The sequence below is a fragment of the Enterobacter sp. C6 genome, from assembly GCF_008122455.1.
GTDB classification, from domain to species: Bacteria; Pseudomonadota; Gammaproteobacteria; order Enterobacterales; family Enterobacteriaceae; genus Enterobacter; species Enterobacter pseudoroggenkampii.
The window spans coordinates 63,087-88,170 of sequence record NZ_QPFW01000246.1; the positions used below are offsets into that span (position 1 = coordinate 63,087).

General features: G+C 54.3%; 24 protein-coding genes. 22 read left to right on the plus strand and 2 right to left on the minus strand.

Annotated elements, in window-relative coordinates; all coding sequences use genetic code 11:
• Nucleotides 1-36 precede the first annotated feature (36 nt).
• From tsf to tilS, 19 genes are all read left to right on the plus strand, one after another.
• Nucleotides 37-888: a translation elongation factor Ts gene (gene tsf, locus DOU50_RS19900; protein ID WP_014830708.1), complete on the plus strand. Its 852-nt coding sequence runs from the start codon at nt 37-39 to the stop codon at nt 886-888.
• 150 nt (nt 889-1,038) lie between these two features.
• Entirely contained in the window at nt 1,039-1,764 is a 726-nt protein-coding gene (gene pyrH / locus DOU50_RS19905) for a UMP kinase (protein WP_008501910.1), read from the plus strand.
• A gap of 167 nt (nt 1,765-1,931) precedes the next feature.
• The gene (gene frr, locus DOU50_RS19910) at nt 1,932-2,489 is read left to right on the plus strand and encodes a ribosome recycling factor (protein WP_014882629.1); all 558 of its coding nucleotides are present in this window, start codon (nt 1,932-1,934) and stop codon (nt 2,487-2,489) included.
• A gap of 95 nt (nt 2,490-2,584) precedes the next feature.
• Entirely contained in the window at nt 2,585-3,784 is a 1,200-nt protein-coding gene (gene ispC / locus DOU50_RS19915; protein ID WP_148770017.1) for a 1-deoxy-D-xylulose-5-phosphate reductoisomerase, read from the plus strand.
• A 186-nt stretch (nt 3,785-3,970) separates the two neighbouring features.
• Nucleotides 3,971-4,729: a (2E,6E)-farnesyl-diphosphate-specific ditrans,polycis-undecaprenyl-diphosphate synthase gene (gene ispU, locus DOU50_RS19920; RefSeq protein WP_024907522.1), complete on the plus strand. Its 759-nt coding sequence runs from the start codon at nt 3,971-3,973 to the stop codon at nt 4,727-4,729.
• 12 nt (nt 4,730-4,741) lie between these two features.
• On the plus strand, nt 4,742-5,599 hold the full coding sequence (cdsA, locus tag DOU50_RS19925) for a phosphatidate cytidylyltransferase (protein WP_024907523.1): 858 nt from the start codon (nt 4,742-4,744) through the stop codon (nt 5,597-5,599).
• Between the two features lie 11 nt (nt 5,600-5,610).
• The gene (gene rseP, locus DOU50_RS19930) at nt 5,611-6,963 is read left to right on the plus strand and encodes a sigma E protease regulator RseP (protein WP_024907524.1); all 1,353 of its coding nucleotides are present in this window, start codon (nt 5,611-5,613) and stop codon (nt 6,961-6,963) included.
• Between the two features lie 29 nt (nt 6,964-6,992).
• Entirely contained in the window at nt 6,993-9,410 is a 2,418-nt protein-coding gene (gene bamA, locus DOU50_RS19935; protein WP_024907525.1) for an outer membrane protein assembly factor BamA, read from the plus strand.
• A gap of 122 nt (nt 9,411-9,532) precedes the next feature.
• A complete protein-coding gene (skp, locus tag DOU50_RS19940) occupies nt 9,533-10,027 on the plus strand; it encodes a molecular chaperone Skp (RefSeq protein ID WP_008501902.1) in 495 nt (164 codons plus the stop codon).
• Nucleotides 10,028-10,030: 3 nt separating this feature from the next.
• Entirely contained in the window at nt 10,031-11,056 is a 1,026-nt protein-coding gene (gene lpxD, locus DOU50_RS19945) for a UDP-3-O-(3-hydroxymyristoyl)glucosamine N-acyltransferase (protein WP_032644136.1), read from the plus strand.
• Nucleotides 11,057-11,158: 102 nt separating this feature from the next.
• Complete coding sequence (fabZ, locus tag DOU50_RS19950; protein WP_010426706.1) at nt 11,159-11,614, plus strand: 3-hydroxyacyl-ACP dehydratase FabZ; 456 nt, start codon at nt 11,159-11,161, stop codon at nt 11,612-11,614.
• 3 nt (nt 11,615-11,617) lie between these two features.
• Nucleotides 11,618-12,406 (plus strand): acyl-ACP--UDP-N-acetylglucosamine O-acyltransferase, encoded by a 789-nt coding sequence (gene lpxA, locus DOU50_RS19955; protein ID WP_023310462.1) that lies wholly within the window; start codon nt 11,618-11,620, stop codon nt 12,404-12,406.
• Complete coding sequence (lpxB, locus tag DOU50_RS19960) at nt 12,406-13,554, plus strand: lipid-A-disaccharide synthase (protein WP_024907527.1); 1,149 nt, start codon at nt 12,406-12,408, stop codon at nt 13,552-13,554. Before lpxA ends, lpxB begins: the two co-directional genes overlap by 1 nt.
• Nucleotides 13,551-14,147: a ribonuclease HII gene (rnhB, locus tag DOU50_RS19965; protein WP_045907841.1), complete on the plus strand. Its 597-nt coding sequence runs from the start codon at nt 13,551-13,553 to the stop codon at nt 14,145-14,147. Before lpxB ends, rnhB begins: the two co-directional genes overlap by 4 nt.
• A gap of 38 nt (nt 14,148-14,185) precedes the next feature.
• Nucleotides 14,186-17,668 (plus strand): DNA polymerase III subunit alpha, encoded by a 3,483-nt coding sequence (dnaE, locus tag DOU50_RS19970; RefSeq protein WP_148770019.1) that lies wholly within the window; start codon nt 14,186-14,188, stop codon nt 17,666-17,668.
• A 12-nt stretch (nt 17,669-17,680) separates the two neighbouring features.
• Complete coding sequence (gene accA / locus DOU50_RS19975) at nt 17,681-18,640, plus strand: acetyl-CoA carboxylase carboxyl transferase subunit alpha (protein ID WP_008501895.1); 960 nt, start codon at nt 17,681-17,683, stop codon at nt 18,638-18,640.
• 100 nt (nt 18,641-18,740) lie between these two features.
• Nucleotides 18,741-20,873, plus strand: a complete 2,133-nt coding sequence (locus DOU50_RS19980; protein WP_148770021.1) for a lysine decarboxylase LdcC — start codon at nt 18,741-18,743, stop codon at nt 20,871-20,873.
• Nucleotides 20,874-20,938: 65 nt separating this feature from the next.
• Complete coding sequence (locus DOU50_RS19985; protein WP_023334583.1) at nt 20,939-21,328, plus strand: VOC family protein; 390 nt, start codon at nt 20,939-20,941, stop codon at nt 21,326-21,328.
• Nucleotides 21,329-21,386: 58 nt separating this feature from the next.
• Complete coding sequence (gene tilS, locus DOU50_RS19990; RefSeq protein WP_148770023.1) at nt 21,387-22,676, plus strand: tRNA lysidine(34) synthetase TilS; 1,290 nt, start codon at nt 21,387-21,389, stop codon at nt 22,674-22,676.
• 28 nt (nt 22,677-22,704) lie between these two features.
• Here the strand turns inward: tilS and rof are convergent, their stop codons facing one another.
• Entirely contained in the window at nt 22,705-22,965 is a 261-nt protein-coding gene (rof, locus tag DOU50_RS19995; RefSeq protein ID WP_024907532.1) for a Rho-binding antiterminator, read from the minus strand.
• Nucleotides 22,952-23,152 carry a YaeP family protein gene (locus tag DOU50_RS20000; protein WP_008501889.1) on the minus strand — a complete coding sequence of 67 codons (201 nt, stop codon included), beginning with the start codon at nt 23,150-23,152 and terminating at the stop codon, nt 22,952-22,954. Before DOU50_RS20000 ends, rof begins: the two co-directional genes overlap by 14 nt.
• 196 nt (nt 23,153-23,348) lie before the next feature.
• Here DOU50_RS20000 and DOU50_RS20005 point away from each other — a divergent pair, with 196 nt between their 5' ends.
• Genes DOU50_RS20005 through nlpE form a run of 3 tightly spaced genes read left to right on the plus strand, consistent with a single transcriptional unit; the run spans nt 23,349 to nt 25,046 of the window.
• The gene (locus DOU50_RS20005; RefSeq protein ID WP_023310470.1) at nt 23,349-23,894 is read left to right on the plus strand and encodes a YaeQ family protein; all 546 of its coding nucleotides are present in this window, start codon (nt 23,349-23,351) and stop codon (nt 23,892-23,894) included.
• On the plus strand, nt 23,891-24,313 hold the full coding sequence (gene arfB / locus DOU50_RS20010; protein WP_148770029.1) for an alternative ribosome rescue aminoacyl-tRNA hydrolase ArfB: 423 nt from the start codon (nt 23,891-23,893) through the stop codon (nt 24,311-24,313). The genes DOU50_RS20005 and arfB overlap by 4 nt, the downstream gene beginning before the upstream one ends.
• Nucleotides 24,314-24,347: 34 nt before the next feature.
• A complete protein-coding gene (gene nlpE / locus DOU50_RS20015) occupies nt 24,348-25,046 on the plus strand; it encodes an envelope stress response activation lipoprotein NlpE (protein WP_032649717.1) in 699 nt (232 codons plus the stop codon).
• Nucleotides 25,047-25,084: the final 38 nt, after the last annotated feature.

Genomic DNA, 25,084 nt, shown 5'->3' on the forward strand with positions numbered 1-25,084 from the left:
CCGGCCGGGCAGTTCACATCTCCCGAGGATTTAAGAATGGCTGAAATTACCGCATCCCTGGTAAAAGAGCTGCGCGAGCGTACTGGCGCAGGCATGATGGATTGCAAAAAAGCGCTGACTGAAGCGAACGGCGACATCGAGCTGGCAATCGAAAACATGCGTAAATCCGGTGCGATCAAAGCAGCTAAAAAAGCAGGCAACGTTGCTGCTGACGGCGTGATCATCACTAAAATCGACGGCACCTACGGCATCATTCTGGAAGTTAACTGCCAGACTGACTTCGTTGCTAAAGATGGTGGTTTCCAGGCATTTGCTAACAAAGTTCTGGACGCAGCTGTTGCTGGCAAAATCACTGACGTTGAAGTTCTGAAAGCACAGTTCGAAGAAGAACGTGTTGCGCTGGTTGCTAAAATCGGTGAGAACATCAACATCCGTCGCGTTGCTTCTCTGGAAGGCGACGTTCTGGGCTCTTACCAGCACGGTGCACGTATCGGTGTTCTGGTTGCGGCTAAAGGCGCTGACGAAGAGCTGGTTAAACAGCTGGCTATGCACATCGCTGCAAGCAAACCAGAATTCGTTAAGCCAGAAGACGTGTCTGCTGAAGTGGTAGAAAAAGAGTACCAGGTTCAGCTGGACATCGCGATGCAGTCTGGTAAACCAAAAGAAATCGCAGAGAAAATGGTTGAAGGCCGCATGAAGAAATTCACCGGCGAAGTTTCTCTGACTGGCCAGCCATTCGTTATGGATCCAAGCAAGTCTGTTGCGCAGCTGCTGAAAGAGCACAACGCTGACGTAACTGGCTTCATCCGCTTCGAAGTGGGCGAAGGCATCGAGAAAGTTGAGACTGACTTCGCAGCAGAAGTTGCTGCAATGTCCAAGCAGTCTTAATGATTGAAAAGGAGCCGCCTGAGGGCGGCTTCTTTTTGTCACCCGTCACAGGAAATCAGACAGGCTCCAGTATCGCTGTGCTGATTTGCGGCATATCATGTCGCCAGAATTAACCCCCATCTTAATCGTTGACAGTCTCAGGAAAGAAACATGGCTACCAATGCAAAACCCGTGTACAAACGCATTCTGCTTAAGCTGAGTGGCGAAGCGCTGCAGGGATCGGAAGGCTTCGGTATTGACGCAAGCATCCTTGATCGCATGGCACAGGAAATCAAAGAACTGGTCGAACTGGGTATCCAGGTTGGCGTGGTCATTGGCGGTGGCAACCTTTTCCGTGGTGCTGGTCTGGCGAAAGCGGGGATGAACCGCGTAGTGGGCGACCACATGGGTATGCTGGCAACCGTGATGAATGGCCTGGCAATGCGTGATGCGCTCCATCGCGCCTATGTGAATGCCCGCCTGATGTCCGCGATTCCCCTGAATGGCGTTTGCGATAATTACAGCTGGGCAGAAGCTATCAGCCTGCTGCGCAATAACCGCGTGGTGATCCTCTCCGCCGGTACGGGTAACCCGTTCTTTACAACCGATTCCGCTGCCTGCCTGCGCGGTATCGAGATCGAAGCCGATGTGGTACTGAAAGCGACCAAAGTAGACGGCGTGTTTACTGCCGACCCGGCAAAAGATCCTTCTGCCACCATGTACGATCAGCTGAGCTACAGCGAAGTGCTGGATAAAGAGCTGAAAGTGATGGATCTTGCCGCCTTCACGCTGGCTCGCGACCACAAACTGCCGATCCGTGTCTTCAACATGAACAAGCCTGGCGCACTGCGTCGCGTGGTCATGGGCGAAAAAGAAGGCACTTTGATCACGGAATAATTTCCGTTGACGATAAATACAGGTAAGATTCCGCTTTATTTTGTAGTGGTATCTTACCCGGGCGCGCCTTTGGCGTTGTCATGAATTAAACGCGACTATACTTAGCACACCTGTAGCGCTGTGCTGGCGGATAGTCTGCCTGAGACAAGTTTTCAAGGATTCGTAACGTGATTAACGACATCAGAAAAGATGCTGAAGTACGCATGGAAAAATGCGTAGAAGCGTTCAAAACCCAAATCAGCAAAATCCGTACTGGCCGTGCTTCCCCAAGCCTGCTGGATGGCATCATCGTAGAATACTACGGTACGCCAACCCCTCTGCGTCAGCTGGCGAGCGTCACGGTAGAAGATACCCGTACGCTGAAAATCAACGTGTTCGATCGTTCTATGAGCCCGGCCGTTGAGAAAGCGATCATGGCCTCTGACCTCGGACTGAACCCAAGCTCTGCGGGTTCTGACATCCGCGTTCCACTGCCTCCACTGACGGAAGAGCGTCGTAAAGATCTGATCAAAGTGGTTCGTGGCGAAGCTGAGCAGGGTCGTGTATCCGTGCGTAACGTCCGTCGCGATGCGAACGATAAAGTAAAAGCGCTGCTGAAAGAAAAAGAGATCAGTGAAGATGACGATCGTCGTTCTCAGGACGACATTCAGAAAATGACCGACGCTGCCATCAAGAAAATTGATGCGGCGCTGGCAGATAAAGAAGCGGAACTGATGCAGTTCTGATTTCTGTCGTACACTGATAAACGCCGTTCAGAGGGACTTTGGGTCTTGCTGGCGGCGTTTTGCTTTTATCTGGTCTAACTTTTTTCGGGCATCTCATGAAGCATTTAACACTCCTTGGCTCAACCGGCTCTATCGGTTGCAGCACTCTCGACGTCGTTCGCCATAATCCTGAACTCTACACCGTGACAGCGCTGGTGGCCGGTAAGAATGTGCAGCGAATGGTCGAGCAGTGCCAGGAGTTTGCGCCCCGCTATGCGGTGATGGATGACGAAGAGAGCGCGCGTCTGCTGAAAGCACAGCTGCTTGAACAGGGCTGTCGAACCGAGGTGCTGAGTGGCCAACAGGCGGCCTGCGAGATGGCGGCGCTGGATGAGGTGGATCAGGTGATGGCGGCCATCGTCGGGGCGGCAGGGTTATTGCCTACGCTTGCCGCGATTGATGCCGGGAAGGATGTGCTGCTGGCCAATAAAGAGTCGCTGGTCACCTGTGGACGCCTGTTTATGGATGCGGTGAAGCAGCGCGGCGCGCGTCTTTTGCCGGTCGACAGCGAGCACAACGCGATTTTTCAGAGTTTACCGCAACCTTTTCAACAGAACCTGGGGTACGCTGACCTGGAGCAGAATGGCGTGGTGTCTATTCTGCTTACCGGGTCTGGTGGCCCGTTCCGTGAAACGCCACTGTCTGAACTGCGCGCCATGACGCCGGATCAGGCGTGCCGTCATCCGAACTGGTCGATGGGGCGTAAAATCTCCGTTGACTCTGCCACCATGATGAACAAAGGTCTGGAATACATTGAAGCGCGCTGGCTGTTTAATGCGTCAGCGAAACAGATGGAAGTACTGATTCACCCGCAATCGGTGATTCACTCGATGGTGCGTTATCAGGATGGCAGCGTGCTGGCACAGCTGGGCGAGCCGGACATGCGTACGCCGATTGCCCATTCCATGGCGTGGCCAAATCGAGTGAAATCCGGCGTGAAGCCGCTTGATTTCTGCAAGCTAAGTTCCCTGACGTTCAGTGAACCGGACTATGACCGCTATCCTTGTCTGAAGCTTGCGATGAATGCCTTTGACCAGGGGCAGGCGGCGACGACGGCACTTAATGCAGCCAATGAAATTACCGTTGAGGCATTTCTGAATCAGCAAATTCGTTTTACCGATATCGCGTCGTTAAATTTATCGGTACTGGAGATGATGGATTTGCGTGAACCACAAAGCGTGGAAGAGGTGCTGGCGGTGGATGCAGCTGCGCGTAATATTGCGCGTCAACAGGTGACACGTCTCGCAAGCTGGTGATAAAGCAACCACTAGTCGTCGTGCTATTTGTTAGCGTTGGGCTTCAGTGATATAGTCTGCGCCACCTGATCGCAGGTATTTGACTTAATGTGGTCAGGTGAGCCGTGGTTTGACACGGCTTTTTTATGTATAGGCTTCAGTATTCCTGAGTACCGTTAAATCCTTTTCAGGGACAAAAAACGCGTTATGTTGTCTGCGAATCAACCAATAAGCGAAAATTTGCCAGCTCATGGCTGCCGTCATGTAGCAATCATTATGGATGGCAATGGCCGCTGGGCGAAAAGACAAGGGAAGATACGAGCCTTTGGGCATAAAGCGGGGGCGAAATCCGTTCGTCGCGCCGTTTCTTTTGCCGCCAACAACGGCATTGATGCGTTAACGCTCTATGCTTTTAGCAGTGAAAACTGGAATCGACCTTTGCAGGAAGTGACTGCGTTGATGGAATTGTTTGTGTGGGCGCTAGACAGCGAAGTAAAAAGCCTGCACCGCCACAACGTCCGCCTGCGTATCATTGGCGATACCAGTCGTTTTAACTCACGTTTGCAGGAACGGATTCGTAAAGCAGAAGCGCTGACGGAAAATAATACCGGTCTGACGCTGAATATCGCGGCGAATTACGGCGGACGCTGGGATATTATCCAGGGCGTTCGGCATCTGGCCGAACAGGTTCAGGAAGGGCTGTTGAGACCCGACCAAATTGATGAAGAGGCGCTGAGCAAGCAAATCTGCATGAATGAACAGGCGCCTGTGGATTTGGTAATTAGGACAGGGGGGGAACATCGCATAAGTAACTTTTTGATATGGCAAATTGCCTATGCCGAACTTTACTTTACGGATGTTCTTTGGCCCGATTTTGATGAACAAGACTTTGAAGGTGCGCTGCATGCCTTTGCCAATCGAGAGCGTCGTTTCGGCGGCACCGAGCCTGGTGGCGACAAAGCCTGATGGGGGTAGCTTTTGCTGAAGTATCGCCTGATTTCCGCTTTTGTATTAATACCCATTGTCATTGCGGCGCTGTTTTTACTGCCCCCGGTGGGATTCGCTATTGTCACGCTGGTGGTGTGCATGCTCGCCGCGTGGGAATGGGGACAGTTTAGCGGCTTTACCTCGCGCACTCAGCGGGTATGGCTCGCGGTACTTTGTGGCTTTATCCTGGCCATAATGCTGTTTACGTTGCCTGAATATCACCATGATATTCATCAGCCCCTGGTTGCCGGCTCCTTGTGGATATCGTTGGTCTGGTGGGTTGCCGCGTTGTTGCTGGTTCTTTTTTATCCAGGCTCCGCGGCATTATGGCGTAATTCAAAAGTGCTACGACTGATTTTTGGTTTGCTCACCATTATTCCTTTTTTCTGGGGTATGGTTGCGCTGCGCGCCTGGCACTACGACGAAAACCACTACAGCGGTGCGATCTGGCTGCTTTATGTGATGATTCTCGTCTGGGGGGCTGACTCCGGGGCCTATATGTTTGGTAAACTGTTTGGCAAACATAAGCTGGCGCCGAAGGTTTCTCCGGGCAAAACCTGGCAAGGATTCATCGGCGGCCTGTTTACGGCAGCGATCATCTCCTGGGGCTACGGCGTCTGGGCGAATCTTGAAGTGGCACCGTCAATACTGCTGGTGTGCTCGATTTTTGCTGCGCTTGCCTCCGTGCTCGGTGATTTAACCGAAAGTATGTTTAAGCGTGAAGCAGGGATTAAGGACAGCGGACACCTGATTCCAGGGCATGGCGGTATACTGGATCGCATTGATAGCCTGACAGCGGCTGTTCCAGTGTTTGCATGTTTGCTTTTACTGGTATTCGGGACGATTTAACGGAAGGTTTTATGCTGAGCATTCTCTGGAATCTGGCGGCGTTCATAGTTGCACTGGGTGTACTGATTACCGTGCATGAATTTGGCCATTTCTGGGTTGCTCGCCGCTGTGGCGTGCGCGTAGAGCGGTTTTCCATCGGTTTTGGCAAATCACTCTGGACGCGCACCGACCGCCACGGCACGGAATTTGTCATCGCCCTTATCCCACTGGGCGGCTACGTCAAAATGCTCGACGAACGCGTCGAGCCTGTCGCACCTGAGCTGCGACACAGCGCTTTCAACAATAAAACCGTTGGACAACGCGCCGCCATCATTGCTGCCGGACCGGTAGCCAACTTCATTTTTGCGATTTTCGCTTACTGGCTGGTGTTTATCATCGGCGTCCCGGGCGTGCGTCCAGTGGTGGGAGAAATTGCTCCCAACTCCATCGCGGCGAGTGCGCAAATTACATCCGGGATGGAACTTAAAGCGATTGATGGCATCGAAACCCCTGATTGGGATGCCGTGCGACTGCAGTTGGTTGCCAAAATTGGCGATCCGCAGACCACCATCAGCGTATCGCCGTTTGGTTCCGATGCGCGTCAGGACAAAGTGCTCGATTTACGTCACTGGCGTTTCGAGCCAGACAAAGAAGATCCCGTCGCTGCGCTGGGTATTCGTCCACGCGGTGCGCAGATCGAGCCGGTATTAGCCGAAGTACAGGCAAATTCGGCGGCGAGCAAAGCGGGTTTGCAAGCGGGCGACAGGATCGTTAAAGTCGATGGTCAACCATTAACAGAGTGGATGACCTTTGTTACTCTGGTGCGCGATAATCCGGGAACGTCTCTCGCGCTGGAAGTTGAAAGGCAAGGCAGTCCGCTTTCGCTGACGCTGATCCCGGATACGAAGTCGGTCGGCAAAAAGGCAGAAGGGTTTGCAGGCGTTGTGCCAAAAGTGATCCCGCTGCCAGATGAGTACAAGACAATACGCCAGTATGGGCCGTTCAGCGCCATCCTTGAAGCCACGGATAAAACATGGCAACTGATGAAGCTGACGGTCAACATGTTGGGGAAATTGATAACCGGTGATGTGAAACTGAACAACCTCAGTGGGCCAATTTCGATTGCCCAGGGGGCTGGGATGTCAGCGGAGTTCGGGGTGATTTACTATCTCATGTTCCTCGCGCTCATTAGCGTGAACCTTGGGATAATCAACCTGTTCCCGCTTCCCGTTTTAGACGGGGGTCATCTGCTGTTTTTAGCGATTGAAAAGCTAAAAGGCGGACCGGTATCCGAGCGAGTTCAAGACTTTAGTTATCGCATTGGCTCGATTTTGCTGGTGCTGTTAATGGGGCTTGCACTTTTCAATGATTTCTCTCGGTTGTAAGAGAGTGTTAGGAAGAACGCATAATAACGATGGCGATGAAAAAGTTGCTCATAGCGTCGCTGCTGTTTAGCAGCGCCACCGTATACGGTGCTGACGGGTTCGTAGTGAAAGACATTCATTTCGAAGGCCTCCAGCGTGTCGCCGTTGGTGCGGCCCTCCTCAGTATGCCTGTACGCCCCGGCGATACGGTTAATGATGATGATATCAGTAACACCATCCGTGCTCTGTTTGCCACCGGCAACTTCGAGGATGTCCGCGTCCTGCGCGATGGTGATACGCTGCTGGTACAGGTAAAAGAACGTCCAACGATCGCCAGTATCACTTTCTCCGGTAACAAGTCGGTGAAAGATGACATGCTCAAGCAAAACCTTGAAGCATCCGGTGTTCGTGTGGGGGAATCCCTGGACCGCACAACCCTTTCAGACATTGAAAAAGGTCTGGAAGACTTCTACTACAGCGTCGGTAAATACAGTGCCAGCGTGAAAGCGGTTGTCACTCCGCTGCCGCGCAACCGTGTTGACCTGAAGCTAGTCTTCCAGGAAGGTGTTTCTGCGAAGATCCAGCAGATCAACATTGTCGGCAACCACGCGTTCAGCACCGACGAACTGATCTCCACCTTCCAGCTGCGTGATGAAGTGCCATGGTGGAACGTGGTAGGCGATCGCAAATACCAGAAACAGAAACTGGCGGGCGACCTTGAAACCCTGCGCAGCTACTATCTCGATCGTGGCTATGCGCGTTTCAACATCGACTCGACTCAGGTAAGCCTGACGCCGGACAAGAAAGGGATCTACATTACGGTCAACATCACTGAAGGCGAGCAGTACAAGCTTTCGGGTGTTGAGGTGAGTGGTAACCTGGCGGGGCATTCTGCTGAAATCGAATCGCTGACCAAAATTCAGCCAGGCGACCTGTATAGCGGTTCCAAGGTAACCAAAATGGAAGACAGCATTAAGAAGCTGCTCGGCCGCTATGGTTATGCCTATCCGCGCGTACAGACTCAGCCTGAAATCAATGACGCGGATAAAACCGTTAAGCTGCACGTGAATGTTGACGCGGGCAACCGTTTCTACGTGCGTAAGATCCGCTTCGTCGGTAACGACACCTCCAAAGATTCCGTTCTGCGTCGCGAAATGCGTCAGATGGAAGGCGCATGGTTGGGTAGCGACCTCGTTGATCAGGGTAAAGAGCGTCTGAACCGTCTGGGCTATTTTGAAACGGTGGATACCGATACCCAGCGCGTACCGGGCAGCCCGGATCAGGTTGATGTTGTTTATAAAGTGAAAGAGCGCAACACCGGTAGCTTCAACTTCGGTGTGGGCTACGGTACCGAGAGCGGCGTCAGCTTCCAGGTCGGCGTGCAGCAGGATAACTGGCTGGGTACGGGTTACTCTGTCGGGATTAACGGCACCAAAAACGACTACCAGACCTACTCTGAGTTCTCTGTAACGAACCCATACTTCACCGTTGACGGTGTGAGCCTGGGCGGTCGTATCTTCTATAACGACTTTAAAGCAGACGATGCGGATCTGTCTTCTTACACCAACAAGAGTTACGGTGTGGACGGTACGCTTGGCTTCCCGGTTAACGAATACAACACCCTGCGTGCGGGCTTAGGTTACGTGCATAACGACCTGTCCAATATGCAACCGCAGGTGGCGATGTGGCGTTACCTGGACTCCATTGGTCAGTCAACCAGCAAAACTGGTCATGACAATGGCTTCGCTGCGGATGACTTCACCTTTAACTACGGCTGGACCTACAACCGTCTTGACCGTGGTTACTTCCCAACGGAAGGTTCTCGCGTCAACCTGAACGGTAAAGTGACCGTGCCGGGCTCCGATAACGAGTTCTATAAGGTCACGCTGGATACCGCGTCCTACTTCCCGATCGATGACGATCATAAGTGGGTGGTTCTGGGTCGTACCCGCTGGGGCTACGGCGACGGTTTAGGCGGCAAAGAACTGCCGTTCTATGAAAACTTCTATGCCGGTGGTTCCAGTACCGTTCGTGGCTTCCAGTCCAACAACATTGGTCCGAAAGCGGTTTACTACGGCGGGAACGACAAAGATAACTGTGATAAGTCTTCCTCTTCGGAAGTCTGTAGCTCTAATGATGCGGTGGGCGGTAACGCCATGGCCGTTGCCAGCCTGGAGTTCATCACGCCAACGCCGTTTATCAGCGATAAATATGCGAACTCGGTCCGTACGTCCTTCTTCTGGGATGCCGGTACCGTATGGGATACCAACTGGCAGAATACTGCCCAGATGCGCGCAGAAGGCATTCCTGACTACAGCGATCCGAGCAATATTCGCATGTCTGCCGGTATCGCATTACAATGGATGTCACCGCTGGGACCGTTGGTCTTCTCTTACGCCCAGCCGTTTAAGAAATATGATGGAGATAAGTCGGAGCAATTCCAGTTTAACATTGGTAAAACCTGGTAATAATCCGCTGCAAAGGAATGCGTTGGCAGTGTAGCGCTGACAACTGGCGATCGGTAACACGGTCGCCTTGCCACGCAAAGAACGGTACCTTCTGGTGCCAATGGGATGGTAAGGAGTTAATTGTGAAAAAGTGGTTATTAGCTGCAGGTCTCGGTTTAGCGATGGCAACTTCTGCTCAGGCAGCAGACAAAATTGCAATCGTCAACATGGGTAATTTGTTCCAGCAGGTTGCACAGAAAACAGGTGTTTCTGCGACTCTGGAAAACGAATTCAAAGGCCGTGCAAGCGAACTGCAGGGTATGGAAAACGATCTTCAGTCCAAAATGCAGCGTCTGCAGCGTGATGGTTCTACCATGAAGGCAAGCGACCGCAGCAAGCTGGAAAAAGACGTAATGGCTCAGCGCCAGGCGTTCTCTCAGAAAGCGCAGGCTTTCGAGCAGGATCGTCAGCGTCGTTCTAACGAAGAACGCGGCAAGCTGGTGACTCGCATTCAGACCGCTGTTAAAGCAGTGGCTGCCGATCAGAGCATCGATCTGGTTGTTGATGCGAACGCCGTCGCTTTCAACAGCAAAGATGTTAAAGACATCACTGCTGATGTTCTGAAACAGGTTAAATAAGTAATGCCTTCAATTCGACTGGCTGATTTAGCTCAGCAGTTGGATGCAGAATTACACGGTGATGGCGATATCGTCATCACCGCTGTTGCGTCCATGCAATCTGCTAAAGCTGGCACGATTACCTTCATGGTAAGCCCTAAGTACCGTGAGCAACTGGCTCAATGCCAGGCGTCAGCTGTTGTACTGACGCAGGACGATCTTCCATTTGCCACTGTAAGCGCGCTGGTAGTGAAAAACCCCTACCTGACGTATGCACGCATGGCTCAAATTCTTGATACCACGCCGCAACCGGCCCAGAACATTGCTGCCAGCGCAGCGATTGATGCGACGGCCAGGCTGGGTAACAACGTCGCCGTTGGGGCGAATGCGGTTATCGAATCCGGCGTTGTGCTGGGCGATAACGTCGTCATTGGCCCAGGCTGCTTCGTTGGGAAAAATACGAAAATCGGCGCAGGGACCCGTTTGTGGGCCAATGTGTCCGTTTATCATGACGTTGAAATTGGCGAAAACTGCCTCGTCCAGTCCAGCACCGTGATTGGTTCTGATGGCTTTGGTTACGCTAACGATCGCGGTAACTGGGTGAAGATCCCACAGCTTGGTCGCGTTATTATTGGCGATCGCGTGGAGATCGGCGCCTGTACCACCATTGACCGTGGCGCGCTTGACGACACGATCATTGGCAATGGTGTTATCATCGATAACCAGTGCCAGATTGCGCATAACGTTGTGATTGGCGACAATACCGCGGTTGCGGGTGGCGTCATCATGGCGGGCAGCCTGAAAATTGGCCGTTATTGCATGATTGGCGGTGCGAGCGTGATTAATGGCCATATGGAAATCTGCGACAAGGTGACCGTGACGGGAATGGGCATGGTAATGCGTCCTATCACTGAACCTGGCGTTTATTCCTCAGGCATTCCGCTACAGCCCAACAAGGTATGGCGTAAAACAGCAGCTCTGGTGATGAACATTGATGATATGAGCAAGCGCCTCAAGTCTCTTGAGCGTAAGATCGATCAACAAGACTAAGCGTCATCCGTTTAACGCTATTTTTCCCGGCCTGTCGGCTTTCTAATAAACCGGCAGGCCGTGTTATTATTGTTATCAGTACATTTTGACAGGAAGAGTATTTTGACTACTGACACTCATACTCTGCATATTGAAGAGATTTTAGAACTTCTGCCGCACCGCTACCCGTTTCTGCTGGTAGACCGCGTGCTGGATTTTGAAGAAGGTCGTTTTCTGCGCGCAGTGAAAAATGTTTCCGTGAACGAGCCGTTCTTCCAGGGGCACTTCCCTGGTAAGCCTATCTTCCCGGGTGTGTTGATTCTGGAAGCGATGGCTCAGGCTACCGGTATTCTGGCGTTTAAAAGCGTCGGTAAACTGGAGCCAGGTGAGCTGTATTACTTCGCGGGTATTGATGAAGCGCGCTTTAAGCGCCCTGTCGTGCCTGGTGATCAGATGATCATGGAAGTCACTTTTGAAAAAACGCGTCGTGGCCTGACTCGCTTCAAAGGCGTAGCACTGGTTGACGGCAAAGTTGTTTGCGAAGCGACGATGATGTGTGCTCGTAGCCGGGAGTCCTGATACGTGATTGATAAATCCGCCTTTATTCATCCTACCGCGATTGTGGAAACCGGTGCCATCATTGGTGCTAACGTCCACATTGGCCCGTTTTGTATTGTTGGACCCCATGTCGAAATTGGTGAGGGTACAGTACTGAAATCTCACGTTGTCGTGAATGGTCATACGACCATTGGCTGCAATAACGAGATCTATCAGTTCGCCTCCATCGGCGAAGTTAACCAGGATCTGAAATATGCTGGTGAGTCGACCCGTCTGGAAATTGGCGATCGTAACCGTATTCGCGAAAGCGTCACCATTCATCGTGGAACAGTACAGGGTGGTGGGTTGACGAAGGTGGGCAGCGATAACCTGTTTATGGTTAATGCGCATATCGCGCACGACTGTACCGTGGGTGACCGCTGTATTCTTGCCAACAACGCAACGCTGGCAGGACACGTATCGGTTGATGACTTCGCAATTATTGGCGGCATGACCGCAGTCCATCAGTTCTGCATCATTGGTGCGCACGTGATGGTTGGCGGCTGCTCCGGTGTGGCGCAGGACGTCCCACCGTATGTGATTGCGCAGGGCAACCATGCCACGCCGTTTGGCGTGAACATCGAAGGCCTCAAGCGTCGTGGTTTTAGCCGCGAAGCGATTACTGCCATCCGCAACGCGTACAAACTGCTGTACCGTAGCGGTAAAACGCTGGAAGAGGCGAAGCCGGAAATTGCCGAGCTGGCGAATAAGCACCCGGAAGTGAACGCGTTCATGGAATTCTTTGACCGTTCAACAAGGGGTCTGATTCGTTAATGGTCGACAGTCGTCCGCTTACGATAGCCCTGGTCGCCGGAGAAACCTCCGGCGATATTCTTGGTGCAGGTCTCATCCGCGCGCTTAAGGCGCGTGTACCCAACGCTCGCTTTGTCGGCGTTGCTGGCCCGCTGATGCAGGCCGAAGGCTGTGAAGCCTGGTATGAAATGGAAGAGCTGGCCGTGATGGGCATCGTTGAGGTGCTGGGACGGCTCCGCCGTTTGCTGCACATTCGTGCCGATCTCACCCGCCGTTTTACCGAACTCAAACCCGATGTGTTTGTCGGTATCGATGCACCTGATTTCAACATTACCCTCGAAGGGAATCTGAAAAAGCAGGGCATAAAAACCATTCACTACGTCAGTCCGTCCGTCTGGGCGTGGCGACAGAAACGCGTTTTCAAAATTGGACGGTCCACCAACCTGGTGCTGGCTTTTCTGCCTTTCGAAAAAGCGTTTTACGACAGATTTAATGTTCCGTGCCGTTTTATCGGTCATACCATGGCGGATGCGATGCCATTGGATCCGGATAAAAACGCGGCGCGCGACGTGCTGGGCATCCCCCATGATGTGCATTGTCTGGCACTGCTGCCAGGCAGCCGTGGTGCAGAAGTGGAGATGCTGAGCGCCGATTTCCTCAAAACAGCGCAAATTCTTCGCCAGAGCTATCCCGACCTTGAAGTGGTTGTTCCGCTGGTGAATGCCAAACGCCGCGAGCAGTTTGAGCGCATCAAAGCGGAAGTCGCCCCGGATCTCCACGTCCGTCTTCTGGACGGCAAAGGGCGAGAAGCGATGTATGCGAGCGATGCCGCACTGCTGGCTTCCGGCACGGCGGCGCTGGAATGTATGCTGGCGAAATGCCCGATGGTGGTCGGTTACCGCATGAAGCCGTTCACCTTCTGGCTGGCAAAACGTCTGGTGAAAACGGATTATGTCTCCCTGCCAAACCTGCTTGCCGGGCGCGAACTGGTGAAAGAGCTATTGCAGGATGAGTGCCAGCCGCAGGCGCTTGCCGATGCACTGCTGCCGCTGCTGGCAAACGGCAAGACCAGCCACCAGATGCACGACACCTTCCGCGAACTGCATCAACTGATCCGCTGTAATGCTGATGAGCAAGCGGCTGATGCGGTGCTGGAGCTAGCAAAATGATGGAATTTGTTTATCCTCACACCCACCTTGTGGCGGGCGTGGATGAAGTGGGTCGTGGTCCGTTAGTGGGGGCTGTGGTGACCGCCGCGGTGATCCTCGATCCGGCTCGGCCGATCGTCGGGCTGAACGACTCAAAAAAATTGTCTGAAAAGCGCCGGCTGGCGCTGTTTAGTGAGATTCAGGAGAAAGCGCTGGCCTGGAGCCTGGGGCGCGCTGAACCGCATGAGATAGACGAGCTGAATATTTTGCACGCCACGATGCTGGCGATGCAGCGTGCGGTAGCGGGGCTGAAAATCGCCCCTGAATATGTCCTGATTGACGGCAACCGCTGTCCGGCACTACCCATGCCTTCAATGGCGGTCGTCAAAGGCGATAGCCGGGTCGCAGAAATCAGCGCAGCTTCTATTATTGCCAAAGTGACGCGCGACGCTGAAATGGCCGCGCTGGACCTCACTTACCCTCAGTATGGTTTCGCCCAGCATAAGGGGTATCCCACACCTTTCCATCTGGAAAGGCTGGCTGAACATGGCGCAACCGAACATCACCGGCGCAGCTTTGGCCCGGTGAAACGCGCGCTGGGACGGGTGTCCTGAATCAATACGCAAGCAATTAAGTAACGCGGAATCTGAAGATGGCTGAACCACGTTTCGTACACCTGCGGGTGCATAGCGACTACTCCATGATCGATGGGCTGGCGAAGACCGGGCCGCTGGTGAAAAAGGCGGCCTCCCTTGGCATGCCCGCGCTGGCGATCACCGATTTTACCAACCTGTGTGGCCTGGTGAAGTTCTACGGAACGGCGCATGGCGTGGGGATGAAGCCCATCGTTGGCGCAGATTTTCATGTGCAGAGCGATCTCATCGGCGATGAAATGACGCAAATCTCCGTGCTGGCGATGAACAACACGGGCTATCAAAACCTCACTCTGCTTATCTCAAAAGCCTACCAGCGTGGATACGGTGCGCAGGGGCCGTGGATCGACCGTGACTGGCTGGCTGAGCTGAACGAAGGGCTGCTGCTGATCTCCGGCGGCCGTATGGGCGATGTCGGCAAATGCCTGCTGCGCGGCAATAGCGCGCTGGTGGATCAATGCCTCTCGTTCTATGAAGAGTATTTCCCGGATCGTTATTATCTGGAGCTGATCCGCACCGGCCGTCAGGACGAAGAGAACTATCTTCATGCCGCTGTGGCACTTGCAGAAGAGCGTGGGTTGCCTGTGGTGGCTACCAACGATGTGCGGTTCCTTGAGCCGGGGGATTTTGACGCGCACGAAATTCGCGTGGCGATCCACGATGGCTTCACGCTGGACGATCCTAAACGACCGCGCAACTACTCATCGCAGCAGTACATGCGCAGCGAAGAGGAGATGTGTGAGCTCTTCTCCGATATCCCGGAAGCGCTGGAAAACAGCGTAGAGATTGCCAAGCGCTGTAACGTTACCGTCCGACTTGGCGAGTACTTCCTGCCGCAGTTCCCGACAGGAGACATGACCACGGAAGATTTCCTGGTCGCAAAATCAAAAGAAGGTCTGGAAGAGCGTCTGGAGTTTCTGTTCCCGGATGAGGCCGTTCGCAAAGAGAAGCGGCCGCCGTACGATGAACGCCTGGACATTGAACTCCAGGTGATCAACCAGATGGGCTTCCCGGGCTACTTCCTGATCGTCATGGAGTTTATCCAGTGGTCGAAGGATAACGGCGTACCGGTCGGACCGGGCCGAGGCTCCGGTGCTGGGTCGCTTGTGGCCTATGCGCTTAAAATTACCGACCTCGATCCGCTGGAATTCGACCTGCTGTTCGAACGTTTCCTTAACCCGGAACGTGTTTCCATGCCCGACTTTGACGTCGACTTCTGCATGGAGAAACGTGACCAGGTGATCGAGCACGTCGCCGATATGTACGGCCGTGATGCGGTATCGCAGATTATTACGTTCGGTACGATGGCGGCGAAAGCGGTTATCCGTGACGTCGGCCGCGTGCTGGGCCACCCGTACGGGTTTGTCGATCGCATCTCTAAACTGGTACCGCCCGATCCGGGCATGACGCTGGCAAAAGCCTTTGAGGCTGAACCACAGCTGCCGGAAATCTACGAAGCGGACGAAGAAGTCAAAGCGCTGATCGACATGGCGCGCAAGCTGGAAGGCGTCACGCGTAACGCCGGTAAGCATGCGGGGGGCGTAGTTATCGCCCCGACCAAAATTACCGACTTTGCGCCGCTCTACTGCGACGAAGCGGGTCAGCACCCGGTTACCCAGTTCGATAAGAACGACGTAGAATACGCCGGGCTGGTGAAGTTCGACTTCCTTGGTCTGCGTACGTTGACCATCATTAACTGGGCGCTGGAGATGATCAACGCCCGCCGCGAGAAGAACGGCGAGCCGCCGTTGGATATCGCGGCCATCCCGCTGGATGACAAGAAAAGTTTCGACATGCTGCAGCGCTCGGAGACCACCGCCGTCTTCCAGCTGGAATCGCGCGGCATGAAAGATCTGATTAAGCGCCTGCAGCCCGACTGCTTCGAAGATATGATCGCACTGGTAGCCCTGTTCCGTCCGGGCCCGCTGCAGTCAGGGATGGTAGATAACTTTATCGACCGTAAGCACGGGCGCGAAGAGATTTCCTACCCGGACGTTCAGTGGCAGCACGAAAGCCTGAAGCCGGTGCTGGAGCCCACCTACGGCATCATCCTGTACCAGGAACAGGTTATGCAGATCGCCCAGGTGCTTTCCGGCTATACCCTCGGCGGCGCGGACATGCTGCGTCGTGCGATGGGTAAGAAAAAGCCGGAAGAGATGGCCAAGCAGCGAGGCACTTTCGAAGAAGGCGCGAGAAAAAACGGCGTTGATGGTGAACTGGCGATTAAGATCTTTGACCTGGTTGAGAAATTCGCCGGGTACGGATTTAACAAATCCCACTCCGCCGCCTATGCTTTGGTGTCGTACCAAACGCTGTGGCTGAAAGCGCACTATCCTGCTGAATTTATGGCGGCGGTAATGACGGCCGATATGGATAACACCGAGAAGGTGGTGGGCCTGGTGGACGAGTGCTGGCGCATGGGGCTTAAGATCCTGCCGCCGGACATTAACTCAGGGCTCTACCACTTCCACGTCAATGACGACGGGGAGATCGTTTACGGGATCGGCGCGATCAAAGGCGTGGGTGAAGGTCCGATCGAGGCGATCATCGAAGCGCGTAACAACGGCGGGTATTTCCGCGAGCTGTTCGATCTTTGCGCCCGCACCGATACCAAAAAACTGAACCGTCGCGTGCTGGAAAAACTGATCATGTCCGGCGCGTTTGACCGGCTGGGGCCGCACCGCGCCGCGCTGATGAATTCCCTCGGCGATGCGCTGAAAGCGGCGGATCAGCATGCAAAAGCGGAAGCCATTGGTCAGGCGGATATGTTCGGGGTGCTGGCGGAAGAGCCGGAGCAGATCGAGCAATCTTACTCCAACTGCCAGCCGTGGCCTGAACAGGTGGTACTGGATGGGGAGCGTGAGACGTTAGGCTTGTACCTGACGGGGCACCCGATCAACCAGTACATCAAAGAAATTGAGCGCTATGTCGGCGGCCACAGGCTTAAAGACATGCATCCGACAGAACGTGGTAAAATCACCACGGCTGCGGGGCTCGTGATTGCTGCAAGGGTTATGGTCACCAAGCGCGGCAATCGTATCGGCATCTGTACGTTGGATGACCGTTCCGGGCGTCTGGAGGTGATGTTGTTCACCGACGCGCTGGATAAATACCAGCAATTGCTGGAAAAAGACCGCATACTTATCGTCAGCGGACAGGTCAGCTTTGATGACTTCAGTGGGGGGCTTAAAATGACCGCCCGCGAAGTGATGGACATTGACGAAGCCCGGGAAAAATATGCTCGCGGGCTTGCTATCTCGCTGACGGACAGGCAAATTGATGACCAGCTTTTAAACCGACTCCGTCAGTCTCTGGAACCCCACCGCTCGGGGACAATTCCAGTACATCTCTACTATCAGAGGGCGGATGCACGCGCGCGGTTGCGCTTTGGTGCAACGTGGCGTGTCTCTCCGAGCGATCGTTTACTGAACGATCTCCGTGGCCTCATTGGTTCGGAGCAGGTGGAACTGGAGTTTGACTAATACAGGAATACTATGAGTCTGAATTTCCTTGATTTCGAACAGCCGATTGCTGAGCTGGAAGCGAAAATCGATTCTCTGACAGCGGTAAGCCGTCAGGATGAAAAACTGGATATTAACATCGACGAAGAAGTGCATCGTCTGCGCGAGAAAAGCGTAGAGCTGACGCGCAAAATCTTTGCCGATCTCGGCGCATGGCAGGTGGCCCAGCTGGCTCGCCATCCACAGCGTCCGTACACCCTGGATTATGTCCGCCTGGCGTTTGACGAATTTGACGAACTGGCAGGCGATCGCGCATACGCTGACGATAAAGCTATCGTTGGCGGTATCGCGCGTCTGGACGGACGCCCGGTGATGATCATTGGTCATCAGAAAGGCCGTGAAACCAAAGAGAAAATCCGTCGTAACTTTGGTATGCCAGCCCCAGAAGGCTACCGCAAAGCCCTGCGTCTGATGGAGATGGCTGAGCGTTTCAACATGCCAATCATCACCTTCATCGATACCCCGGGTGCATACCCTGGCGTGGGCGCGGAAGAGCGCGGTCAGTCTGAAGCCATCGCGCGCAACCTGCGCGAGATGTCTCGTCTGAAGGTGCCAGTCATCTGTACCGTTATCGGCGAGGGTGGTTCCGGCGGTGCGCTGGCGATTGGCGTGGGCGATAAAGTGAATATGCTGCAGTACAGCACCTATTCCGTTATCTCCCCGGAAGGCTGCGCGTCCATTCTGTGGAAAAGCGCCGACAAAGCGCCGCTGGCTGCAGAAGCAATGGGCATCATTGCGCCACGCCTGAAAGAGCTTAAGCTGATCGATTCCATCATCCCGGAACCGCTGGGTGGTGCACATCGTAAGCCGGAAGTGATGGCGGCTTCTCTGAAAGCGCAGCTGCTGGCTGACCTGGCGGATCTGGACGTGCTGAGCAAAGAGGATCTGCTCAACCGCCGTTACCAGCGTCTGATGACCTACGGTTACGCGTAAGCTTCACAATTATCTGAAAAGCCGCACACTGTTGCGGCTTTTTTTATACCTGCGGTTTAGCCGGACTATGCTTAGCTAATGTTTTTTAAGGAGGAAGCCCATGAATATCATTGCCATTATGGGGCCGCACGGCGTCTTTTATAAAGATGAGCCGATTAAGGAGCTGGAGCAATCCCTGCAGTCGCGCGGGTATCAGCTAATCTGGCCGCACAACAGCGCCGACCTGCTGAAGTTCATCGAGCATAACCCGCGTATCTGCGGCGTGATCTTCGACTGGGATGAATATGATCTCGAACTGTGCAGCGACATCAACAAGCTGAACGAATACCTCCCGCTGTATGCGTTTATTAATACCCACTCCACCATGGACGTCAGCGCCAATGATATGCGTATGGCGCTGTGGTTCTTTGAATATTCCCTCGGCGTGGCGGACGATATTGCGACCCGAATTCAGCAATACACGAATGAATATCTCGATAACATTACGCCACCGTTTACCCGGGCGCTTTTCACCTACGTAAAGGAGGGGAAATATACCTTCTGTACGCCGGGTCATATGGCGGGTACGGCTTATCAAAAAAGCCCGGTGGGCTGCCTGTTCTATGATTTCTTTGGTGGCAACACGCTGAAAGCGGACGTGTCGATTTCAGTCACCGAATTAGGCTCTCTGCTGGATCACACCGGCCCGCATCTGGAAGCCGAAGAGTATATCGCCCGCACCTTTGGCGCAGAGCAGAGCTATATGGTGACCAACGGCACCTCGACCTCGAATAAAATCGTCGGGATGTACGCCGCGCCTGCTGGCAGCACCCTGCTGATTGACCGTAACTGCCATAAATCGCTGGCTCACCTGCTGATGATGAGCGACGTCGTACCGCTTTGGCTATCACCCACGCGTAACGCGCTCGGTATACTTGGCGGTATTCCGCGCCGGGAGTTCACCCATGAAGCCATTGAAAGCAAGGTCGCGGCAGTGCCTGGCGCGAGTTGGCCTGTCCATGCGGTGATCACCAACTCGACCTATGACGGTCTGCTGTACAATACAGACTGGATCAAAAAGGCGCTGGACGTGCCGTCTATCCACTTTGATTCCGCATGGGTACCGTACACCAACTTCCACCCGATATACGCGGGTAAAAGCGGCATGAGTGGTGAACGCGTGCCGGGTAAAGTATTCTTTGAAACGCAGTCGACGCACAAAATGCTGGCAGCATTTTCCCAGGCTTCGCTTATCCACATCAAAGGTGAGTACGACGAAGACACGTTCAACGAAGCCTTTATGATGCACACTACCACCTCACCGAGCTATCCGCTGGTGGCCTCCATTGAAACGGCCGCGGCGATGCTGCGCGGCAACCCGGGCAAACGTCTCATCAACCGTTCGGTGGAGCGCGCGCTGCATTTCCGCAAAGAGGTTCAGCGGCTGAAAGATGAAGCCGACGGCTGGTTCTTTGATATCTGGCAGCCGGAAGAGATTGATGAGGCGGAGTGCTGGCCCGTCTCGCCCGGCGAAGACTGGCATGGTTTCCGGGATGCCGATAGCGACCATATGTTCCTCGACCCGGTAAAAGTGACGATCCTGACGCCGGGCATGGATGAGCAGGGCAAGATGAGCGAGGAAGGTATTCCGGCCGCGCTGGTCGCGAAATTCCTTGATGAACGTGGCGTGGTGGTAGAGAAGACCGGGCCCTATAACCTGCTGTTCCTGTTCAGTATTGGTATTGATAAAACCCGGGCGATGGGGCTGTTGCGCGGTCTGATGGAGTTCAAGCGCGCCTACGATCTCAACCTGCGGGTGAAGAACATGCTGCCGGATCTCTATGCGGAGGATCCCGACTTCTACCGTAATATGCGCATTCAGGATCTGGCCCAGGGGATCCATAGATTGATCCGTCAGCACGATCTGCCGCGTCTGATGCTTCAGGCGTTCGATGTCTTACCGGAGATGAAATTAACCCCGCACAAGGCTTGGCAGCGCCAGGTGAAAGGGGAGGTCGAAACCGTTGAGCTGGAAAATCTGGTCGGGCGCGTATCGGCCAACATGATCCTGCCTTACCCGCCGGGCGTTCCGCTCCTGATGCCAGGAGAGATGATTACCGAGGAGAGTCGGGCCGTGCTCGATTTCCTGCTGATGCTCTGTTCGGTAGGGCGTCACTATCCCGGTTTTGAGACGGATATTCACGGTGCGAAGCGCGATGAGAACGGCGTTTACTGGGTGCGAGTCCTAAAATAAGGGTGACCGCTTGCAAGGTGCGGGTTTTCGGTTGTAACGTTCAGGCATCATAAAAAGGAGAAGCTATGCTGGGTTTAAAAGCTGTTCATCATATTGCGATCATTGCGACCGATTACGCGAAAAGTAAGGCCTTCTACTGCGACATTCTGGGCTTTACGCTCATGAGCGAGGCCTACCGCGAAGAGCGCGACTCCTGGAAGGGCGATCTGGCGTTAAACGGGCAATATGTGATTGAACTGTTCTCTTTCCCTTTTCCGCCTGCGCGTCCGTCCCGTCCGGAGGCCTGTGGCCTGCGCCATCTTGCCTTCAGCGTCGATGATCTTGATAGCGCAGTCAAACATCTGGAAGCGCACGGCGTGACGTGTGAAGCGATCCGCGTCGATCCGTTCACCGACAAGCGCTTTACCTTTTTCAACGACCCGGACGGCCTGCCGCTGGAGCTTTATCAGCAGTAATCTTCGTCCTGTGTGATAATGCCCGCTCAGTTCGGGCATTTTTTATGTGTAATTCCCTATGACCTTACCCGCTATCGCACACGCCGTTTCACCGTACCGCCAGCTGCTGGTGGGGTTTAGCGGTGGCCTGGATTCCACCGTTCTGCTCCATCGTCTTAAACGCTGGCGCGACCGGGAGCCTGACGTCCAGCTTCGGGCGATGCATATTCACCACGGATTAAGTCCTCACGCAGAGGAGTGGGTGGCGCACTGCGAAGCCTTGTGTGCGGCCTGGGCTATCCCGCTCATCGTCGAGCGCGTCACGCTTGCGGAGGAAGGGCTGGGCATCGAGGCGCAGGCGCGTAAAGCCCGATATGCCGCGTTTGCCGGGGCGTTACGTTCTGGAGAAGCGCTGGTCACGGCCCAGCACCTGGACGATCAGTGTGAAACCTTTCTGCTGGCGCTTAAGCGGGGCAGCGGACCGGCGGGGCTGTCAGCCATGCCGGCGCGTTCTGCATTTGCCGGCACAATGTTACTGCGTCCGCTACTCGGCGAGACGCGTGCCTCGCTTGAGGCCTGGGCGCGAGAACATCAGCTGATCTGGATTGAAGATGAGAGCAACCAGGATGACGGCTATGACCGTAACTTTCTGCGTCTGCGCGTCCTCCCGCTGTTGGGCGAGCGCTGGCCCCATTTCGCCGACGCGACGGCAAGAAGCGCCATGCTGTGTGCCGAACAGGAATCGCTGCTGGACGAGCTGTTGAGCGACGAGCTGGCTGAACTGATTTCTAAAGACGGAGCGCTGGCCATTGCACCGCTGACAGCGATGAGTCCGGTGCGTCGCGCCGCGCTGATACGACGCTGGCTGGCCTCTCATCACGCTGCGATGCCGTCGCGGGCGATGCTGAGCCGCATCTGGGACGAAGTCGCGCTGGCGCGGGATGATGCTTCCCCGTGCGTCCACCTGAACGGTTTTGACGTAAGACGCTATAAAGGGGAACTCTGGTGGATAAAATCCACGCCATCACTGACCGATGTGGTGCTCGACTGGCTTTCACCTGACGCACCGCTGGTATTGCCCTGTGAGGCAGGACGCGTCTCTCTCCTGCCGTCTGGTCATGTGAGGTTGCCGAAGCCCGGTGAACCGGTCACCGTGCGCTTTAAGGCTGGCGGAATGCTGCATATCGTCGGGCGCAACGGGGGGCGGAAGCTGAAGAAAATATGGCAGGAGTGTAACGTGCCGCCGTGGCTGCGCGACACCACGCCACTGCTGTTCTACGGTGAAACGCTTATCGCTGCGGCAGGAGTTTTCATCACGGAAGAGGGGTGGTCAGAAGAGGGTGCCAGGTTTGAGTGGCAGAAAGCGTAACGGGCAGCCAGGCTGCCCGTTAGTGTCATCAGGATTCGCTCACCACGACGGTGCCGATTTGCGGGTGGCTGAAGCTGGCTATTTTATCCAGACGCAGCTCACGCGTCGCACCGGCATCTTCCACTATCAGGTATTCCACGTTCTTACGTGAAACCAGATCGTTGGCTTTCGCTTTCAACACTTCGCCATCTTTTAGCTCCAGCGTCAGTAATAAATGATGCTGGCAGGCGAGTTCGAGGTTGTCATAGTCATCACAATTGATGGGTTGATAAGTATCATTCATCGACATAATCGCTCACCAGTAAATTCGCCGCAGCATACGCTGCTTTTTCCCTGACCGACTCTGAAAGGCTCTCATCAGAGGCCACTTCATTAAGCACTTTCAATACACAGCCCAACGCATCCGGGACATACCCCAGATCTCCGCTGGCGATTTCCGCATACCGTTTGCGAATTAACTCACAATAATTATTCACATCCCCTCCCGCCAGCGCACTGACTTACTGTGAGATATCATTAAGCCTACGAAGATAAACTCGGTTTAGCAAGGTGACTATACCATACTCATTTAAGCAATATCAGCGCCTTGATAGCGGTGTATTTAACACCCCATAACAGCCTTTTGCCGCGGTTTTCGCTACAATGGGCGCCTGATTCGAATGGAGTTCTCTCATGGCGCTGAAAGCGACAATTTATAAAGCAGTGGTCAATGTGGCCGATCTGGATCGCAACCAGTTCCTGGACGCCTCGCTGACGCTGGCACGCCACCCCTCCGAAACCCAGGAGCGCATGATGCTGCGCCTGCTGGCGTGGATAAAGTATGCCGACGAGCGTCTGCAGTTTACCCGTGGGTTAAGCGCAGAAGACGAGCCTGAAGCCTGGCTGCGCAACGATCATCTGGGTATCGATTTGTGGATCGAACTCGGACTGCCGGACGAGCGCCGAATTAAGAAGGCCTGCACCCAGTCCGCTGAAGTGGCCTTATTCGCGTATAATCAGCGCGCTGCGGAGATCTGGTGGCAGCAAAACAAGAGCAAGTGCGGACAGTTTAAAAATCTTACGGTCTGGTATCTGGATGATGAGCAGCTGGCGCAGCTGAGCGAGTTTGCCAGCCGGACCATGGTATTGCAGGCGACGATTCAGGACGGTGCAATCTGGCTTTCTGATTCTCAGAATAATCTGGAAATTCATTTGACGGCGTGGCAACCGGCCTCATGATCGTCTTGTCCCGAAGCGTCAGCATTCCTGACAACGAGCTGGAGATCGCCGCCATCCGTGCACAGGGGGCCGGTGGGCAGCACGTCAACAAGGCGTCGACGGCTATCCATTTGCGTTTTGACATTCGGGCCTCAAGCCTGCCAGAGTATTATAAAGAAAGTCTGCTTGCCGCCAGCCACCACCTGATCACCAGCGATGGTGTGATTGTGATTAAAGCCCAGGAGTACCGTAGCCAGGAGCTCAACCGGGAAGCGGCGATAGCCAGGCTGGTGGCGGTCATCAAAGAGTTAACGGCAGTACAAAAAAGCCGCCGGGCAACGCGGCCAACCCGCGCATCGAAAGAGCGTCGTTTGTCCTCGAAGGCCCAAAAATCCACAGTGAAAGCACTACGCGGTAAAGTTCGTCGCCCGACAGAGTGACGAAAGGGAACACACTTTTCATAAGGAATTCATTGTGAAAAAAGCATTATGGTCAGCGCTGGCAGTGAGTACGCTGTTTGCGCTTTTCGGGTGTAACAACCGCTCCGAAACGCAGGTTTTACAACCCACGCAAACGGAAGAATTAAAACCGATGCAGCAGAGCTGGCGTGGCGTATTGCCTTGCGCGGACTGTGAAGGCATTGAAACGTCCCTGTTCCTGCAAAAAGACGGCACCTGGGTAATGAACCAGCGCTATCAGGGTGCGAAAGAACCTTCTTCTTTTGCGACTTATGGAACATGGGCACGTACGGCGGAGAAGCTGGTCCTGACCGATACCACCGGTGAGAAAACCTGGTTCCGCCCTAAAGGTGACAGCATGGAGATGCTCGACCGCGAAGGTAACCCAATTCAATCCCAGTTAAACTACACGCTGGCCCCGGTGAAAGCGGCTCTGCCCGCGACGCCGATGGCAATGCGCGGGATGTACTTCTATATGGCGGATGCGGCGATCTTTACCGACTGCGCAACCGGCAAGAAGGTCAGCGTGGCAAACAATGCGCAGCTTGAACGCGATTACGCTGTGGCGCGCGGCAATGACAGCAAACCGGTATTGCTGACGGTGGACGGTCACTTTACGCTGGAGCCAAACCCGGATAGCGGAGAGATGGTGAAAACGCTGGTGGCGGATAAAGACGCGAAGTTTATTGCGGGCAAAGACTGTAACAGCAAGTAAGCTGACGTAGCGCCATTAAAAAACCCCGCCTGAGCGGG